Consider the following 18,155-nt stretch of genomic DNA (forward strand, 5'->3'; position numbering starts at 1 on the left):
TTGTTACTTCTTTCTAAAAATAATAGTCACAAGAGTCTTTAATCGACAAACCACTAATTTTTCACAATAAAGAGCAAGAAACTAGAGATCAATATTTTCACCAGCCTATTTTTAACTGTAAGATTCATATTTTAACTGTAGCAGTCTGATTAAAGTTTACATTTGTGAGCAAAATAATACATCAAACACTTAGTTATTTAATTGTGATATAATACTCAATAGTAAGTTTTGCTATAAATTTTTAACTCATTACGTTCATTATCTGTATTTTTGAAAAAAAACTCTACATGAAAAACTTAATTCCAGTCATATTTATTGTGTTTTTTTTAATCTCTTGCGATTCTTCTAAAGAAAAAAAGGAAAGTATTTCTGAAGATCGTGAAAAGAAGGATTTACAAGTTCCTGTATTTAATGCTGGGAATGCTTACCAGTTTGTGCAGACACAAGTGGATTTTGGCCCTAGAGTTCCCGGCACCAAACCACATGCAGAAACAGAACAGTATTTAATAAGCCAGTTAGAAACTTTTGGAGCGACCGTCAAAACTCAAAAGTTTGAAGCAGAAACCTATGAAGGTGAAGTTTGGGATTTAACCAATATCATTGCATCTATCCAACCAGAAAAAAAGAAGCGAATACTCCTGGCCGCGCATTGGGATACTCGGAAAATTGCAGACAAGGACAACGAGAGAAAAGAGGAACCCATTGATGGCGCTAATGATGGCGCTAGTGGAGTTGGTGTTATTCTAGAGATAGTTAATGCAATACAAAATGCAAAGAATAAGCCCAATGTTGGAATAGATGTGATTTTCTTTGACGGAGAAGATAATGGTGAGCCACAAGGATTATCTGCAAGAAACCCCTCCGAAATCTGGTGGTGTTTAGGCTCTCAATACTGGAGTAAAAATAAACATATACCGGGATATTCAGCATACTATGGTGTTTTGCTTGACATGGTGGGAGCAAGTAATGCTCAGTTCCATAAAGAAGGCTACTCTATGAAATACGCACCGAGCATAGTAGAAAAAGTTTGGAACACCGCTGATCAAATTGGTTACGGTCGATTTTTCATTAATAAGCAAGTCGCCTCAATTACAGACGACCATTATTTTGTTAATGAAATAGGAAAAATTCCTATGATTGATATTATCGCTCACGACCCTACTTCGGGAGATTTCTTTCCGGATTTCCATCATACACACAATGACAATATGGATATCATATCACAAGAAACACTGAAAGCGGTAGGACAAACGCTATTACAGGTCATTTATGAAGAATAATTGAAACAAAGAGCATCATTTTTTTTGCTTAAGAAACTAATTGAGGAAATTTACTAAATAGAAAATACTCCAAAGGTACAGAGTATCAATTAGGGCCGAAAAACAGCATACTCAATATCCCGCTTAGCATTATTACTTTACAAAAAGTGCTTAAAAAATGATAATGTTTAATGGTATCAGCCAAGCGTAATCTATGGATAAAATAAATTACAAAAAGTGTTAAGCCAGAGAAATAAAAATATAAGATATCATTCTCAAGGAATTGAGTCATGTAAAATATAAGAAAGTAAAAAAGAGAAATTAGAACGTAAAGCAGGAGTTTTGTTTTACGAATACCCCAAATTATAGGCAATGTTTTACACCCAAAATTAGCATCTCCTTGCCAGTCTTCCATGTCTTTCACAATCTCCCTAATAAGGCTTATAGCAAATGCAAAAAGCGCGTAAGTATGAACCAGGATTGGTTTTTGACCAAAGTATAAGGTAATAATTGAGATGGATAAACCTGTGAGCAATGCTACTATAAAATTCCCTATAAATGGTAGTCTTTTCAATTGGTTCGAATATAACCAGAGCATAAAAGCAGAGGCAAAATGTATAGCTCCGATTTTCCAATCTAAAAATGTACCGATAATTATGGCCGTAAAATTTAAAAAGGTGTGCCAGAATAAAACAACTCTCCTTTTTAAAACTTTTCCAACAATTACCTTTTCTGGTTTATTGATATAATCAATTTTTACGTCATAGTAATCATTGATAATATATCCAGCTGCCGCCAATAATACCGTGCTGAAGCTTAGAAGAAATAACTCAAGATCAAGAATATGGATTCCTTGCAACAAATAAAGTGCAGTGAGGTACTGAGTCAATACAATAATCAGCAAATTCTGGACACGAATCAACTTTACAAAACCCGGAAAAGAGAAATTCTTTGGCAATTGCTGTGTCATTTTGAAGTTACCTGATTTACTTTTTAAATTTCACTAAAGAAGTGCGATTGTCCTAATTCGTGAAGTTTTATTTTTCAGAAATTACTCCTTATCCAAAATACTCTGGCTAATTAATCTATAAATTTCTTGCACCGTTTCATCCTTTCCTAGCATTTCCATGTGCTTGTCTAAGGTTTCCAAATCACCGCGTTTAGCAGGACCTGTCTGAACAGAATTAGGTGAATGTTTGAGGGCCTTATCTATAGTTTCAGATACTAAGGGATGGAGCAAAGAAAAATCCAGTTGAGCGTTACTCATGATTTTTTCAGAAATACTTAGCATGTGATTAGTGAAATTACATGCAAACACTGCTGCTAAATGCATTTGCTTCCGCTGAGCGGTCGAGACTATCTGCGTATTTTTACTTAAGGATCTTGCAAGACTTTTTAATATTTTTAAAGCCTCATTATTTTCACTTTCCACTAGGAATGGAACTTGTTCGAAATCGAGCTTTTTATTTTTGGAAAAGGTTTGAAGTGGATAAAAAACACCAGATGCCGCTGCAGAGGAATACTCTAAAACATCTAATCCCTTACTTCCTGAAGTATGAACCATCAAGCTCTGTTCAGGCAAAATAATCTCTTGAGCAATACTTTTAATTGCATCGTCTGGAACAGCCAAGATGAAGATTTGAGAAGGACTGTCCTTAAAATCTAAATCAGATTTCACCACCGCATCGTATAAATTCCCTACCAATTTCTTTGCTGATTTTCCATTTGGAGTATAAACCTCCTTAACAAAGTGTCCAACGTTCTCTAAAGCAGGTGCCAAATGCCAAGCTACATTGCCTGCTCCTATGAAACTGATATGATAAGCTACATTTTTCACTCCAGGCCTTTACGCTTCATTTTATAAAATTCAGAATATCTTCTAAAGATTGCCATTCCGAAACCAATAGTCAGCACTAAAGTACCAATCCATAGTAAGTTAATGAAAGGTTTTTCCAGCGCTTTTAGAATTACATAATCCTTTTGAGTCGTGCGGACTGAAAGAGTAAATGTATTGGATTCAGGCTTTATACTCTCAATATTAAGTTTTATACCAATTTCTCGGTTTTCATCTGGAATTCTTCCAGCCATATTATCTCTAATTAAATAATAGGGATTTAAGATATAGTCTTCTCCATCTCCATAAACTTTGACCGTTGCCCTTACGGCTAAGTCATTTCCCTTTAGTTTCTCTCCTTCAATTTCGTCCACCCTTTTTACTTCCTCTAAAACGGTAACGAAATCATTGAGGAAGAATTTCTCTCCAAAAGTAACGTCCATTTCCTTGGGTTCCGACCATTCAATCTCTTGAGTAGGATCAGGAACTGACGAAACGTGAGTATATAAATCTTTTGTAAATTTTCTTCTGATATCGGGAGAGGAAATCAGCCCACCCATATCAGCATTGATTTGAGCTCTGGGAAAAAGAGAGAACTTTTCTCCATCAGCATGAAGGTAATCTACTTTATAATAATGATTAGCGCCATAGACCTTTAGAGTATCTCCCTTAGTCAAACTTTCGTCTTCTCTTTTGATATCTCTTTTAACGATTTTATCATTTTCATTTTGAGTATCTTCCAAATAAGAAGCTTTCACATATCCCCCATCATAAGTTTCGTAGAACCGGCCCTTATATGTGAGAGTGTATTCTCCCATCGTTTGAGGGTCATTAATGAAAAGTGGTATGTTTTCTTGATTGAAGTTATCTTCTACCTCTTCAGAATTAGTTAATAATAATCCTGTTTCATTCAAAGAAATTGTTCTAGAGTAACCAGTCGAAAACAAAATCCCCAACAACATCATCCCCAGTCCCATATGAGCAATAGCACCCCCAGATAATTTATAATTGTTCTTTACAATTTTAATGAAAATTTTAGCATTTGCAGTAATCGTGTAGACAGATGCTATAACTAATAAAATATAGGGAATATTGGTCATCCCGGCTAGTACTATAATTAATGCAGAAATGGCCAAAGTGATCAAGATTGGCATCAAAAGTGAGTCCTTCACTTCCGATTTTTTCATCTTTTGCCACCAGAAGAACTGACCCGTTCCCGACAATATAGCTAGACCTACAGCAAACCACATCTGCCATTTCGTATAGAACTCTACTTGATCTGCTGGAGGAGCTAAATTCGAAATTCCTCCGAACGATTGAATAATAGAATTATACACTGGAATTGAGGTGGGCAATAAGATCTGAAAGCCCATCAAACAAAGTAAAGTAGCACCCATGAAAATCCAAAACTCTCTAGAATAGGTTGAAACTTCTTTCTCAGTTGAAGGAATGTGTTTCCAGCGAACTATTGCTAAAACAATTGAAATTATTAAAAAGCTTAGCAAGTAAAGAAGCAATTGGCCTGAAAGCCCTAAATCAGTAAATGAATGAACAGACGATTCTCCCAATACCCCACTTCTTACCATAAATGTAGCGTACAATACCATTAAAAAGACAGAAAGCACCAAAATGATAGAAGCTTTCAATGCTGTTTCGCTTTTCTTATAAGTAATCATCGTGTGGATACTCGCCACTAAAACAAGCCAAGGTACTAAAGAAGCATTTTCAACCGGATCCCAGTTCCAAAAGCCTTCAAAGTTTAAAGTTTCATAAGCCCAGTAGCCGCCCATCAGAATCCCTACGCCTAGAATTGCTGCAGAGAATAATGCCCAAGGTAAAGCAGGTCGAACCCAACCTTTAAAATCTTTCTTCCATAAACCCGCAATGGCATAAGCAAAGGGAATTAAAGTGGTAGCATACCCTAGAAACAATACTGGTGGGTGGATCACCATCCAATAATTCTGTAATAATGGATTCAAGCCAGTTCCATCTTCCGGAACATAATTTGGATTTATATTGAAAATTGGTGCGTCCATTGCATCTCTTAGCAAAATAAAGGGAGAGCTACCGATTTTCAGGTCTCCAATAACAACCCCTAAAATCATAGACGCAAGGAATGCTTGAACCACAGAAAAACTTACCATAACGGATGGCGCCCATTTTTTATTAGTCAATAATATAACAAACCCCAAAAGAACATTCCAGAACGACCAAAGTAAGAAACTACCTTCCTGACCTTCCCAGAAAGAGGAAATGATATATTCTACGGGAAGCACTTTCGATGAGTGACTCCATGCATAAAAATATTCATAATAATGATTAGAAATGATGGTGAATAGCGTGATGACAATGCCGAATACCGCTAAACCATGTATCACATAAGTGATTTGCCCATTTTTCAACCAGCCTTTTTGTATCTCCGGCAATGGACTTTTTTCTGCTTTGTAGAAATTGAATATAGAAATGAGGGCAGCTACAAAGCTTATTATAACAAAAAGGTGACCAATGTCACCTATTGTAGTATGTATCATATTTTATGAAATCAAATTAAATAACAGTTTCTTCTTGATATTTTGATGGGCACTTCATTAAAATCTTATCTGCTATGAAAGTCCCTTTTTGGAATGAACCAATTACCACTACCTGCTCTGAGCGCTTAAAATCCGCTGGCATAGGCTCGTTGTAAAAAACTTCTTGTTCTATACCATTTTCATCTACCATCATAAAGGTGAAAGATAGTTTGTCATCAGATGGGTTTAAACCAATAATTTCTCCTTTCTCACTCTTCTTCAATTCACCTACCACATGAATTTTTGTATCGTTTCCCTCCAATGCCATATCATGCGCATCTTTAAACGAAACATAAGAACTGGCATCACCTGCAGTGGAAACAATCATCATAATTGCTGCTGCAATTACAATAATGCCGAAAATATACGATCTCTTCATAACTATAATTTATTTTCAGATTGGAACAAAGGTACTATCCAAAAAATTCTTTATTCCCTCTCTTTTAAGGATTTTTCTATTTTTTTTACTTTTCGTTCGGTCATTACCGCGTAAAGCATAAAGCCAACAAAAAGTGTGACAATAATAGCAACTAATACATAAATCTTACCATCCGCTCTCATGGCATCTGCCATTTCAATTCTATCGTTTGTGTAGTCCTCTTCCACTATTTCAGTTTTCTGAGCAGAAAGCCCCAAGCTGATCATCAGTAAAGAAAAAACTAATAAATACTTAATCTTCTTCATCAATCTTTGATTTAATAAATGATAATCTAATTCTTAATTCCGTTAACCAAACTCCCAATAAAGTCCACCCAATTACCGCAGGGTAAAAGACCATTCTTAATCTGCCATCTAATTCATAAGCATTGAAACCTGGATTACCTCCATTTCCTGGATGTAAAGAATCAGTCAGTCTTGGTAAAATGAATAATAATGGAATTAAAGTAGCATAAGCGAAGATATTGTAAACTGCACCGATTTTAGCTTTTTGTTGCGGATCAGTTATTGAATTTCGTAAAAGGATATATGCAAAATAAATCAACATCCCGATCGCAGAAGCATTTTGCTTAGGGTCTCCACTCCATGGAAGCCCCCCAAGTGTAGTTCGCCCAAATCATTCCTGTTGCCAAGCCTAATATTCCAAAAAGAATGGAGGTGTTTACTAACTCAATGGCGTAAGTATCATATTTTAGATTGCCTGTTCTTAAATATCTGATGGAAAAAACAACTGAAGCAGTCAACATAATCACCATACCAAACCACATAGGCACATGGAAATGCATGGCACGGATTGTTTCATTTAAAATAGCTAACCTAGGCGCTTCAATCAATAATCCTGCAATGAGTGTATAAAACACCAGCGCAACCCCTATAATTTTCCACCAAATTTTTCTCATTTAGAATAATAATAAATTTCACAAACACTTACTTATTTGATACTCATTTTCAAACAGAGATAAGTTCATCTCTTGTATTTGCCTAATAGGCTCTATTTAATTTCTCCAGATAAAAGGAAATAATATATATGCCGTAGTAATGACAATTGCATCTACGGATATTAAAGTAAACAGTTTGTCATTCATTACGCTAATGTTGATCCCATCTATTGCATTTTTAGAAAGCCTGACCGACATCAGTAAAATGGGCAATAAAATTGGAAAACTCAGCACCGCCATTAGTGCTGTACTACTATTGGCTTTAGAAACAATTCCCGAAACCAGCGTCAACACTCCCGAGAATCCAATCGATGCAAAAAGTATAGTTAGGAGAAAATAAGTATAATTATTAACAGGGTTTCCTATTATAACAGCATAAACAAGAAAGCCCAGTAAGGCAATTAAAATAGAAAGCAATACATTAAAAATCAGTTTACCACTTAAAATGATATGCGGTTTACACAGCGTATAATAATACAACATCCTACCTTCTCCCTCTTGCAAAAAGCTTTTCGCTACTCCATTGATATTGGCAAAAACAATGATAATCCAAAAGAGAGCATTCCAGGTGTCTATCTGCATCTGCCCTCTTTTCAAATTAAAGCTTAAGTAACAAATGAAAATGGTGCTGACCAAATAGAGCAAAATTCCGTTGAATGCCGTTTTATTCCGCCATTCTAATTTTACTTCTTTTTCCAAAATAGATATCACTTGCTTTATCACGGTGCAAATTTAATATATAAAGACTAATAAGACATGGTAAAAATGGAATGTTGTGCTTAATTTGCAGAAAAACTTGAGCATGAATATTACACCAACTGAATTTGATGGTTTGTTTATAATTAAGCCTAGTGTTTTTGAAGATTCAAGAGGCTATTTTTTTGAAAGTTTTCATCAAAAGAAATTTGAGGATTCTACAGGGATTCAATGTGAATTCGTCCAGGACAATCAATCTCGTTCCGTTTATGGTGTTATTAGAGGATTACATTTACAAGTACCACCAATGGCCCAGGCAAAACTGGTTAGAGTTTTAAAAGGTGAAGTATTAGATGTAGTCGTTGATTTACGAAAAGATCAGCCAACCTTCGGAAAATCCTTTTCTATTCATCTTTCTGCAGAAAATAAACAGCAGTTATTCATTCCAAGAGGTTTTGCACATGGAATTGCCGTTCTAAGTAAGGAAGCAGAATTCTTCTACAAATGTGATAATTATTACAGCCCTGAAAATGAAAGAGGCATCATTTACAATGACGCCTCCTTGAATATTGATTGGAAAATTGAACCTGAAAAAAGAATTATTTCTAATAAGGATCAGAAAAACTTAACTTTTTCTAGCTTCGACTTTCTTTTTTAATCCTTCTTTAGCTTCTCTAGTTTTTCTTTCAATTTTTTCTAGATATTGCAGAAATAAACTAATAGCTATAATTAAAGCAGCTATACTAAGACCAGTTAATCCTCCATAAAAACCTAACGCCAAAAGCCCTAAGCTCGCGGGTTGAGAATAAACCGTAAAGCCATCAATTAATTCAAATTGAGGCTGCAAAAATAATTCTCTTTGAATTTCAAGCTTCTTTTCATATGCTCTTCTAGATTCATTGAATACCGAAATAGGATTTGTAGTTTGTTCATCTGCTAAAATCACATTATTTGATCCATCTCTATCTCGTTCACCTACCATTCTAAAGTTTTTGAAAAGAATTTCCTTTAAACTATCTAATTCACTTAATTCTTCTTCAAGATTCTGAGCTTCAAGCTTTAAGTTATCCTCTTGAATTTGAAGCCTTTTTGAAACATAGGGATTATTCCTGAAATAGTTCAATAATGGCGCCTCTAAGTCATTAATCAGATTTCTGTCTAAAACCTCCACAAAAATTCTATAGGTAGACTTATTATCCATGCTCAACCTTTCTACAAAACGATTGATCACTTCTTCATCCTCAATTTCACCTCTCAACTGCTCTTTAAATATCTCTAATTCAATTACTTCATTCTCAGAAACAAAAGGCTCGTAAGAAAAACCAATGATATTATTCGCAGTAACGGTATCAATCTTTAGTACTTTAGCTAATTGCTTGTGGTTCTCCTCTTCAGTTAACAAGTCCAATTTTTCAATTGAGCTTTCCATTAATCGGCCACTTAAGTAAGAGGATTTTAGTAAAATAGAACTTTTATATACATCAGGAGTGGTAAAATGAACTGCAATCCCACCTACCCCACCTAAAACGCCTAAAATTACTATCAGCTTGATATTTCCAACAATAGCATTTTTAATCGCTACAATAAAAAGAATAATATTGAAGAAAATACTTTTGAAAAAATTGCCAATGGCTGAAAATAATTCTCTCAAATCAATTTCATCTGAACTATTCGTATTTTTTGGTTTTTGATCTGCTTCTGACATTTTTATTAAAAATTTTTACAAATAAACGGAAGTTTTGGATACTATTGAAATAAATTTTGTAATGAATCCTTTATTCTGTCAGACAATCTTTATTTTTGGATTTATATATAAACCTTAAAACAGTGAAAACTATCTTAATTACAGGGGGAGCTGGATTCATTGGCTCTCATGTTGTTCGTTTATTTCTGAACCAATATCCAGATTATAAAATTATCAATCTGGATGCTCTGACTTATGCAGGTAATCTAGAAAACTTAAAAGATCTAGAAGATAAACCTAATTATGTTTTTGAGAAAGGAGACATAACGGATGAGAGTTTTATTTTCAAACTATTTGAAAGATATGACTTTGATGGCGTCATCCATTTGGCAGCAGAATCGCACGTTGACAGATCCATTAGCAATCCACTGGAGTTTTTGAGGACTAATATATTTGGAACTGTGACTCTGCTAAATGCAGCCAAAGAGAGTTGGAAGGATAGTTTTGAGGGAAAACGCTTTTACCATGTTTCCACTGATGAGGTTTATGGTTCTGTTGATGATGGAGGCTTTTTCACTGAAGAAACTTCTTATGACCCGCAGTCACCATATTCTGCCTCAAAAGCTGGATCAGATCATTTTGTAAGGGCTTACGCTAATACTTATGGATTGCCTATAGTGATTAGCAATTGCTCTAACAATTACGGTCCCAACCAATTTCCCGAAAAATTAATACCTCTTTTTATCAATAATATCAGGAATAACAAGCCACTACCTGTTTACGGAAAAGGAGAAAATATCAGAGATTGGCTTTATGTAATAGACCATGCAAAGGCAATTGATTTGGTTTATCATAATGGAAAAAACAAAGAGACTTATAATATAGGTGGTTTTAACGAATGGAAAAATCTAGATTTGATCAAGGTTATTTGCAAGACCATGGACGAAAAGCTAGGTAGAGAAGCAGGAACTTCTGAAAAACTAATTACCTATGTGAAAGACAGGGCAGGGCATGACTTAAGATATGCCATTGACGCCAACAAAATAATGAATGAATTAGGCTGGAAGCCGAGCCTCCAATTTGAGGAAGGGATTTCCAAGACTATCGATTGGTACTTACAAAATGAAGAGTGGCTAACAAATGTGACTTCAGGTGCTTATCAGCAGTATTACGATGAAATGTATAAATAGAGAGACTAGAACCTAGGCACTAGAATCAAGAATAGAAATTAGAATTTAGGTAAATACAGAGCCAGTCAAGGATTTAGGTTCTTACATCTATAAATCTTAATTATGAAAGGAATAATATTAGCAGGAGGATCAGGAACAAGATTACACCCATTAACCATTGCGTTGAGTAAGCAACTTATGCCGGTTTATGACAAGCCCATGATTTATTATCCACTTTCCACTCTAATGCTGGCAGGGATCAAAGATATTTTAATCATTTCTACACCAGAGCACACGGGGCTTTTCAAACAGTTATTAGGAGACGGTAGTCAGCTTGGTTGCAATTTTGAGTATGCGGTTCAGGAAAAACCCGAAGGCCTTGCACAGGCTTTTATCATAGGAGAAGATTTTGTTGGTAATGATGATGTAGCCCTCATTTTAGGTGATAATATTTTTTATGGATCGGGAATGTCCACTTTGCTGCAATCCAATACAAGTCCTGAAGGCGGAATTGTTTATGCCTATCATGTTCAAGACCCGGAACGTTACGGTGTGGTGGAATTCAATGAGGAAGGAAAGGCTATTTCCATAGAGGAGAAGCCTGACAATCCGAAATCATCTTTTGCAGTGCCTGGTATTTATTTCTATGATAATCGTGTCATTGATATCGCAAAGAACATTAAACCAAGTCCGAGGGGAGAATTGGAAATCACTGACATCAATAAAAAATACCTACAGGAAGGAAAATTAAAAGTAAGTGTGCTAAACAGGGGGACCGCTTGGTTGGATACAGGGACATTCTCATCTCTAATGCAAGCCTCAGAATTTGTGAGGGTAATTGAAGAAAGACAGGGCTTGAAAATAGGCTGTATAGAAGAGGTTGCCTTCAGAATGGGATTTATTGATAAATCGCAATTACAAAAACTAGCTGAGCCTTTAGTGAAAAGTGGTTATGGTGAGTATTTAATGCGAATAATTAAACAATCAAAATAAATTTACTTTTCAAAATTGAAATCGCACTAAAACCTGACAGGTTTCAGCATTCATTCTAAGTTAGAAGAGTTAAACATAAAACAACTTTTAGATTGCTAAGCCGTACTTAGAAGCTTTCCTTTTAACTTATGGCAAAGCAAGATCAATCCTCCAAAACCACTTTAGGTAAGGCATTTAAAACCATTATTTGGCCAAGAAGAAAATATATTCTGATTGGTCTTGTACTGATTATAATTAGTAGAGCGGCTTCTTTAGTTCTTCCCGGTTCCAGCAAGATTTTAGTTGATGATATTGTTCCCAATGGGGATTTAGAAATGCTAAAGTATCTGATTTTTGCTGTTGTGGGAGCAATAGTCGTACAAGCAGTCACTTCTTTTGCCCTTACACAAATCTTAAGTGTTGAGGCTCAAAACCTAATTGCTCAGCTCCGCTCTAAAGTTCAGTCTCATATTTTAAAGCTGCCCATCCGGTATTTTGATAATGCAAAAACGGGAGAATTGGTTTCTAGAATCATGACGGATGTAGAAGGAGTCCGAAACTTGGTAGGTACAGGATTAGCGCAAATGGTAGGAGGAATTTTAACTTCCGTAGTATGCTTGGTCATTCTTATTACCATCAGTCCTATGATGACACTTTATGTGTTAGTTCCCGTAGCTATTTTCGGCTTTATTTCCCTTAAAGCTTTTGGAAGAATTCGGCCGATTTTCAGAGAAAGAGGAAAAATAAATGCCGATGTTACAGGTAGGTTAACAGAGACCTTAGGTGGCATAAGAGTGATAAAAGGATTTAATGCTGAACTACAAGAAATCAGGGTCTTTGCTGAAGGCGTTGATCGTTTATTCAAAAACATTAAATCTAGTTTGACTGCAACAAGTTTGATTACTAGTTCCGCCACTTTGCTGCTAGGCCTAGCGTCTGCTGGAATAATGGGTATTGGGGGTTGGATGATCATGAACGAGCAACTGACTTTCGGAGACTTTCTTGCTTTCACGCTATATTTAGGTTTCATGATAGCACCTATAGTTCAGATGAGCAATATTGGAAGCCAACTAACTGAGGCATTTGCTGGTCTGGATAGGACAGAAGAAATAATGAATACACCTGTGGAAACGGATAATCCGAACAGAACTATTGATCTGAAAGACATCAAAGGCCATATACACTTCCAGAATGTTTCTTTTGCTTATGAAGAAGCAAAAGATGTGGTTAAAAACATTAGTTTTGAAGCCCTCCCCGGTTCAGTGACCGCCTTTGTAGGAACCTCTGGCTCAGGGAAAAGTACAATCTCAGGCTTAGTTTCTTCCTTTCTAAACCCAGATGAAGGTCAAGTTTTTGTAGACGAACATGATTTGCAAAAAGTGACCTTAGAAAGTTATAGAAGCAAATTAGGCGTAGTATTACAGGAAGATTTTCTATTCGAAGGTACCATAAGAGAAAATATTCTATTCCCAAGGCCAAATGCGACTGAAGCTGAATTGATGAATGCTGTGAATTCTGCCTATGTAAATCAATTTACCGATAAATTCGAAGCTGGCTTGGATACTCAAATTGGCGAAAGAGGTGTTAAGTTATCTGGTGGCCAACAGCAGAGAATCGCCATTGCCAGAGCCATTTTAGCAGACCCTAAAATACTAATATTAGATGAGGCCACATCAAATCTAGATACTGAGAGCGAGCATTTTATTCAATCTAGCTTAAAAGAATTAATGAAAGGAAAAACCACCTTTGTAATTGCTCACCGTTTAAGTACCATCAGACAAGCCGACCAAATCCTTGTAATAGAAGATGGTGAGATTGCTGAACGAGGTCAACATGATGAGCTTATCGCTAAAGAAGGCCGGTATTTTGACCTTTATACCTATCAGGCAAGGATTTGATTTAAGGAATAGCATAAGAAATTTACTCATGTAGTAAAATCCATCTCTTAATGAGTATTTAAAAGGTAAATCAAGCCTATGTAGCGATAGATAGTCTACTGACAGACTTTTTCGTAAAAATTTTAAGGGAAAGCACTGTATTATTTAGAAATAATATTTAACATTTTTTTTACAAATATTAAAACTGAAACAAATCTTACGCTATCAAAAAATATAGCTTTAGTATCTTGATGTGTACTGGGTTATATTTGTCATATGATTTTTAACGTATTCAGAACATTAAAAAATTCTCGTCTTAATGACAATATCATTAAAGGGGCAATATTTATTCTACTCTTTATTGGGATGCTAATAAAATATTATTTAGGCAAGTAGATTTAAAACTGCACATTACTCTTCACTTTCATTCCACAGGACTATTCCAGTTTTGGCATATTTTTTGGTTACTTTTGACTACTCAACAAATAATATAGCCATGAAAAATCTTTTCAATTTTACCTACGCAATAAGTTTACTATTTTTAGCAAGCTGTACTTTCAATGGCCAAGATGGTGCTCCTGGACCCAGGGACCACGAGGACCTCAAGGCCCTGCAGGACAGGATGGCCAAAATGGGCAGGAAGCATTTGTTTTTGAATATGTTGACTTAACCTTTTCTGCCTCCAATGAATACAGACTTTTGTTGGAATTCCCAGGTGATTTCCAAATGCTGGAATCTGATAAGGTTCTTGTTTATTTTCTTTATGATTATATCGAAGAGGATGATCTTGACATTTGGAGAGCACTTCCTCAAACCGAATTCACAGATTTTGGGACATTAGTTTATAATTATGATTTTACAATTTTTGATGTGAATCTGTTCCTAGATTCTAATTTTAATCTCAATCTCTTAGATGCAAGCTATACTGATAATTGGATCGCGAGAGTGGTGGTGGTCCCTGGGCAATTTACGAATTCAAGAACAAGCGAACCGGTGGATTATAAAGATTACAATGCTGTAATGAAACATTATAATTTATCAGATCAAGACATAATAACTGTAAAATAGTTCAATCTTATTTATTTCCTGCATGGCAAGCTTGATCTTGAGCTTGCCTTTAATCTTTCAAATACTCAATTTTATCTTGTTCCCCTCTCAATTTATCTAAAAACACTAATCATTAAGGTTGTTTTTTAACCATAAACTTACATTAGTCACTATATTTAAAAGTCAATATAATGTAGCATGAAGATAGATTTAGATATATTAAAGATAATTTTCCTTATAAAATTTAATTAAAAGTTACAAATAAATTATCTTTCGGTTTTAATTGGGGAATTATTAGTATATGGATGGAATTATAGGGTTTTTTGATAACACAGAACATATACTATACAGTATTTTCGGGGCTGTTATTGTCATCTTCCTCATTTTTGATTTAGGATTTTTCAATAAAGATGCCAAAAAGGTTTCTTTAAAATCTGCGACCTATCAATCAATCTTTTGGGTTGTGATATCAGTCGGGTTTGGTTACCTCATCTATGAATACTATGGTGGCACTGTAGTAATGCTCGAATATTTTTCTGCATATGTGGCAGAATATGCGTTATCTGTTGACAATATTTTTGTAATTCTTTTAATCCTACGCTACTTCAAAGTAGAAGAAACTTACTATCATAAAATCCTATTTTGGGGGGTATTAGGAGCAATAGTTTTTAGGGCTATCTTCATATTCCTAGGCGCCTTTTTAGTAGAGCAATTTCATTGGATCCTATACATTTTTGGTGCCTTCTTGGTGTACAGCGGTGTAAAAATATTCTTCCAAAAAGAAGAGGATGATTTAGATCCCGAAAAAAATGTAATAATTAAATTTGCTAGAAAGTACTTAAAAATCACCAAAGGAAATTTTAGTGGTCAATTTATAATTAAAAGAGGTAAAGTAGTTTTATTTACTCCGCTGTTTTTGGTGATTCTATTAGTAGAATCAACCGATTTGATTTTTGCTGTCGATTCAATTCCGGCTGTGTTTGCTATTTCCCAAAATGAATTCATTTTATACACATCAAATATTTTTGCGATTTTGGGATTGCGAGCTAAATTTTTCTTGTTGGCAGGAATTATAGATAAATTCTATTTACTACAGAAAGGACTATCATTTATCCTGATTTTTATTGGTGCAAAAATGCTACTGGAAATTGTACATATCCATATTAATACGCTTGTTTCTTTCGGTGTGATTTTTTCAACTCTACTGTTGTCTATACTTCTTTCACTTTTAATCCCTCAAAGAAGTAAAAGTAAAGATTACATTTAGTCTTGAAATCCAGACGGAAAGACGTCTTTTGGTAAAATCTTTAGTAGAGTGGGCAATGTCAGAAATGATCCTGGTAAAGCAATTGTGACAAATGCGGGAATAGATTTGAGGATCTCTATTAACTGAGACTTCATTTTTTTTTGTTCGTCTTCAGTTAATTGCTGGTTTTTAGATTTCTCAAACAAAGAACAAAGCTCTGAGTTACTCTTAATCTCCTTTGCAATACTTCCCTTATGCTGCTGAAGGACAAAAGTTATCCTGGTAGTCATAGTTTCACTGATAAGCTGAAATGAATGTTTACTTTGAAGAAAATATACCTCTTTCCAGTTTTCTATCACAAACGATTCAATGGCAATTAAACTGATATCTAATTCCTCTTCTGATATACCCAAGCGCCTGGCAAGTTCACTCAAAAAGGCTCGCTCTTCGGCACTCACCACTTTATCAGCCCAAATCATTAAAATTGCTAACTCCAAAACATACTTCTTGAGTAACCAAGTGTCAGCCTGTCTCAAATCAATTTGATCCAAACTAATCCCATCTCGAAAAGCCTCTTTGGCTAGTTTATTTTGAGACTTTGTCAGATTTGAAGATCCTAAAAAGGTGAAGAACATGTTTTTCTCCTCTCGCTCAATAATTTGATTAGCGTGCGCAGCGGCTGCAATAACTTTCAAAAGCAAAATCTTCATTGCATCTTTATGCCACTTCATATTGTGGAATCTCGCAGTCTTCCATTCTCCAAAATAATACGTATCTAAAAAGAGTAAGCTATTTTGAAAGAGACTCGCCCAAAAATGATCCCACCGAGATTTAAGAAAAAGCCTCTTATGCAGTACTTGTTCTGCAAATCTAAACTCATCTTTTCTTCTCTTACCAAAAATGAAAAAAGCCTTTTTCCTTATCTGGGGGTCCAAAACAGAATAAAACTGTCCTATCGATTGACTTGTTTCCAAGTAAAAATCTTGCCAATCATTAGGAGTTGTTGGTAGTACTTCCTGCTTCAAACTTGCACTATGGAGAAAACTCTCCAATAAGACAATTTTCATTTTTCCCAAACTGTTCCATCTCTGCTCCTTCGGATGGCGAATACCTGGGGCATGAATTGGATGGCCATAAATCAATCCCGTGGGTTGAACAATTTTATAGAGTAAGTTATCTTGATCTTTAATTTGATATTGGAGAAAATCAATCGGATGTGGCCCTCTAAATTTTATGTATTCTTTTAACCAACCTTTTTCAGAAGGATTCATAAGCGAACATTTAGCTTTTTTCTAATTACATATAAATTAGCTAAATATTTCCAGAATAGAAATTATGAAATTGCATTTTTCAAATATCACCCAACTTTCAAAATAGTTTTACCCTTTAGGCTTGTACTTTGATAGACTAAAAATTTCTTGTGCATCGTTATTTTTCATCAATTCCTGCAATGTAACGTCTGGATTATTTTTCATATACGACTGTACAATCTGCCAACCTACCCAGATCCCTATTCTTCCTGGACATTCCTGACTAATTTCAAATGTTTTAGGCCTTTCCCCAATAAACTTATTTTTCATGAAATGACTGGTTTCATAGAGTAAGTCATTCTCTAAAAAATTAGCCCATATTATGTGCTCATTTTTATTAATGTCCTCCATTTCTTTGGCCGTGTAACCAATCAATAATGAATCCGAAGTACATGGAATAGTCATTTTGGTCATATAGTAAGATTTTCCATAAAAAACCATGTCCGCTAAAAGCGTTTGATCGCTTTGATCCGTTTCATTTTGCTTTTGGGTGAGCAACAACATGGTCATAGGAACGATATATTCCTTTTCGTAGCGCATTAATATGTACTCAGGGACACCATTGGGAACATAAGCCGCATCGGGACCTAGGAAATAATCGGCTGCAATACTAATTAAACTATCTGAAACAAATAAATCCTTTTGTAAGCCCGCTAATACGATTTCTAACTCAGGTACCACTACTTCTGGATAGTAGTTTTTGTAATATCTAAATGCTAATTCAAATTCAGACTTCAAGCCTTCAAAATCATCAAAATTATTTTTCACTTGTTGGTAAAGTGTGTCCTTATATGCAGGATTTGAGAAAATATTTACCATGTTCTTTGCCACAATTGAGTCTTGCCCATACCTTCTTCTTTCAAAAAAGTAATCCGCAATAAAAGGATGCTTTTGAATGAATTCTAACGCTTCATTTTGAGTATCGCTACCGATCATGTCATCTGTTAGATCTTTAAGAGGTATATTCACGTCAATATTACTAATATTTGGTGCCTCTTCGCAAAAATCATCTTTATGTGAGCAAGCTGAAAAAACAATCAAAGAGATTAAAGAAGTAAGTATATAATATTTATTACTTTGCATATGTCATTAATTATATTTGTCTTGAATATCAA

The 18,155-nt window shown here is 35.0% G+C and carries 17 protein-coding genes and 1 pseudogene; 8 read left to right on the forward strand and 10 right to left on the reverse strand.

What is annotated here, in order from left to right; translation table 11 throughout:
- Positions 1-287 precede the first annotated feature (287 nt).
- Entirely contained in the window at positions 288-1,280 is a 993-nt protein-coding gene (locus tag Q3Y49_RS04255; protein WP_303271000.1) for a M28 family peptidase, read from the forward strand.
- Between the two features lie 85 nt (positions 1,281-1,365).
- Here the strand turns inward: Q3Y49_RS04255 and Q3Y49_RS04260 are convergent, their stop codons facing one another.
- The 7 genes and pseudogenes from Q3Y49_RS04260 to Q3Y49_RS04290 all read right to left on the reverse strand — a co-directional run bounded on the left by Q3Y49_RS04260 (position 1,366) and on the right by Q3Y49_RS04290 (position 7,762).
- Positions 1,366-2,217, reverse strand: coding sequence for a geranylgeranylglycerol-phosphate geranylgeranyltransferase (locus Q3Y49_RS04260; RefSeq protein ID WP_303271001.1), 852 nt, complete (start codon positions 2,215-2,217; stop codon positions 1,366-1,368).
- 93 nt (positions 2,218-2,310) lie between these two features.
- Positions 2,311-3,096 (reverse strand): Rossmann-like and DUF2520 domain-containing protein, encoded by a 786-nt coding sequence (locus Q3Y49_RS04265; RefSeq protein WP_303271002.1) that lies wholly within the window; start codon positions 3,094-3,096, stop codon positions 2,311-2,313.
- A complete protein-coding gene (ccsA, locus tag Q3Y49_RS04270) occupies positions 3,093-5,624 on the reverse strand; it encodes a cytochrome c biogenesis protein CcsA (RefSeq protein WP_303271003.1) in 2,532 nt (843 codons plus the stop codon). Before ccsA (Q3Y49_RS04270) ends, Q3Y49_RS04265 begins: the two co-directional genes overlap by 4 nt.
- 16 nt (positions 5,625-5,640) lie before the next feature.
- The gene (locus tag Q3Y49_RS04275; RefSeq protein ID WP_303271004.1) at positions 5,641-6,042 is read right to left on the reverse strand and encodes a cytochrome c maturation protein CcmE domain-containing protein; all 402 of its coding nucleotides are present in this window, start codon (positions 6,040-6,042) and stop codon (positions 5,641-5,643) included.
- A 50-nt stretch (positions 6,043-6,092) separates the two neighbouring features.
- Entirely contained in the window at positions 6,093-6,347 is a 255-nt protein-coding gene (locus Q3Y49_RS04280) for a CcmD family protein (RefSeq protein WP_303271005.1), read from the reverse strand.
- Positions 6,334-7,000 (reverse strand): annotated as a pseudogene (gene ccsA, locus Q3Y49_RS04285) (cytochrome c biogenesis protein CcsA). Before ccsA (Q3Y49_RS04285) ends, Q3Y49_RS04280 begins: the two are co-directional and overlap by 14 nt.
- A gap of 96 nt (positions 7,001-7,096) precedes the next feature.
- Positions 7,097-7,762, reverse strand: coding sequence for a heme exporter protein CcmB (locus Q3Y49_RS04290; RefSeq protein ID WP_303271006.1), 666 nt, complete (start codon positions 7,760-7,762; stop codon positions 7,097-7,099).
- Between the two features lie 79 nt (positions 7,763-7,841).
- Here Q3Y49_RS04290 and rfbC point away from each other — a divergent pair, with 79 nt between their 5' ends.
- A complete protein-coding gene (gene rfbC / locus Q3Y49_RS04295) occupies positions 7,842-8,393 on the forward strand; it encodes a dTDP-4-dehydrorhamnose 3,5-epimerase (RefSeq protein ID WP_303271007.1) in 552 nt (183 codons plus the stop codon).
- Here rfbC and Q3Y49_RS04300 read toward each other — a convergent pair.
- A complete protein-coding gene (locus tag Q3Y49_RS04300; RefSeq protein ID WP_303271008.1) occupies positions 8,361-9,440 on the reverse strand; it encodes a hypothetical protein in 1,080 nt (359 codons plus the stop codon). The genes rfbC and Q3Y49_RS04300 overlap by 33 nt on opposite strands.
- A gap of 122 nt (positions 9,441-9,562) precedes the next feature.
- Here Q3Y49_RS04300 and rfbB point away from each other — a divergent pair, with 122 nt between their 5' ends.
- The 6 genes from rfbB (at position 9,563) to Q3Y49_RS04330 (ending at position 15,751) form a co-directional block, all read left to right on the forward strand.
- On the forward strand, positions 9,563-10,609 hold the full coding sequence (rfbB, locus tag Q3Y49_RS04305) for a dTDP-glucose 4,6-dehydratase (protein ID WP_303271009.1): 1,047 nt from the start codon (positions 9,563-9,565) through the stop codon (positions 10,607-10,609).
- Between the two features lie 102 nt (positions 10,610-10,711).
- Positions 10,712-11,581, forward strand: coding sequence for a glucose-1-phosphate thymidylyltransferase RfbA (rfbA, locus tag Q3Y49_RS04310; protein WP_303271010.1), 870 nt, complete (start codon positions 10,712-10,714; stop codon positions 11,579-11,581).
- A gap of 128 nt (positions 11,582-11,709) precedes the next feature.
- Positions 11,710-13,458, forward strand: coding sequence for an ABC transporter ATP-binding protein (locus Q3Y49_RS04315; protein ID WP_303271011.1), 1,749 nt, complete (start codon positions 11,710-11,712; stop codon positions 13,456-13,458).
- Positions 13,459-13,933: 475 nt separating this feature from the next.
- Complete coding sequence (locus tag Q3Y49_RS04320) at positions 13,934-14,107, forward strand: hypothetical protein (protein ID WP_303271012.1); 174 nt, start codon at positions 13,934-13,936, stop codon at positions 14,105-14,107.
- 29 nt (positions 14,108-14,136) lie between these two features.
- Entirely contained in the window at positions 14,137-14,505 is a 369-nt protein-coding gene (locus Q3Y49_RS04325) for a hypothetical protein (RefSeq protein WP_303271013.1), read from the forward strand.
- A gap of 280 nt (positions 14,506-14,785) precedes the next feature.
- Complete coding sequence (locus Q3Y49_RS04330) at positions 14,786-15,751, forward strand: TerC/Alx family metal homeostasis membrane protein (RefSeq protein ID WP_303271014.1); 966 nt, start codon at positions 14,786-14,788, stop codon at positions 15,749-15,751.
- Here Q3Y49_RS04330 and Q3Y49_RS04335 read toward each other — a convergent pair.
- Both Q3Y49_RS04335 and gldB read right to left on the reverse strand, forming a co-directional pair.
- Positions 15,748-17,001 (reverse strand): DUF533 domain-containing protein, encoded by a 1,254-nt coding sequence (locus tag Q3Y49_RS04335; RefSeq protein WP_303271015.1) that lies wholly within the window; start codon positions 16,999-17,001, stop codon positions 15,748-15,750. The two genes, Q3Y49_RS04330 and Q3Y49_RS04335, sit on opposite strands and share 4 nt — an antisense overlap.
- Before the next feature lie 108 nt (positions 17,002-17,109).
- Positions 17,110-18,123 carry a gliding motility lipoprotein GldB gene (gene gldB, locus Q3Y49_RS04340; protein ID WP_303271016.1) on the reverse strand — a complete coding sequence of 338 codons (1,014 nt, stop codon included), beginning with the start codon at positions 18,121-18,123 and terminating at the stop codon, positions 17,110-17,112.
- Positions 18,124-18,155: the final 32 nt, after the last annotated feature.

Origin of the sequence: Marivirga harenae, from assembly GCF_030534335.1 — a bacterium.
Lineage (GTDB): Bacteria > Bacteroidota > Bacteroidia > Cytophagales > Cyclobacteriaceae > Marivirga > Marivirga harenae.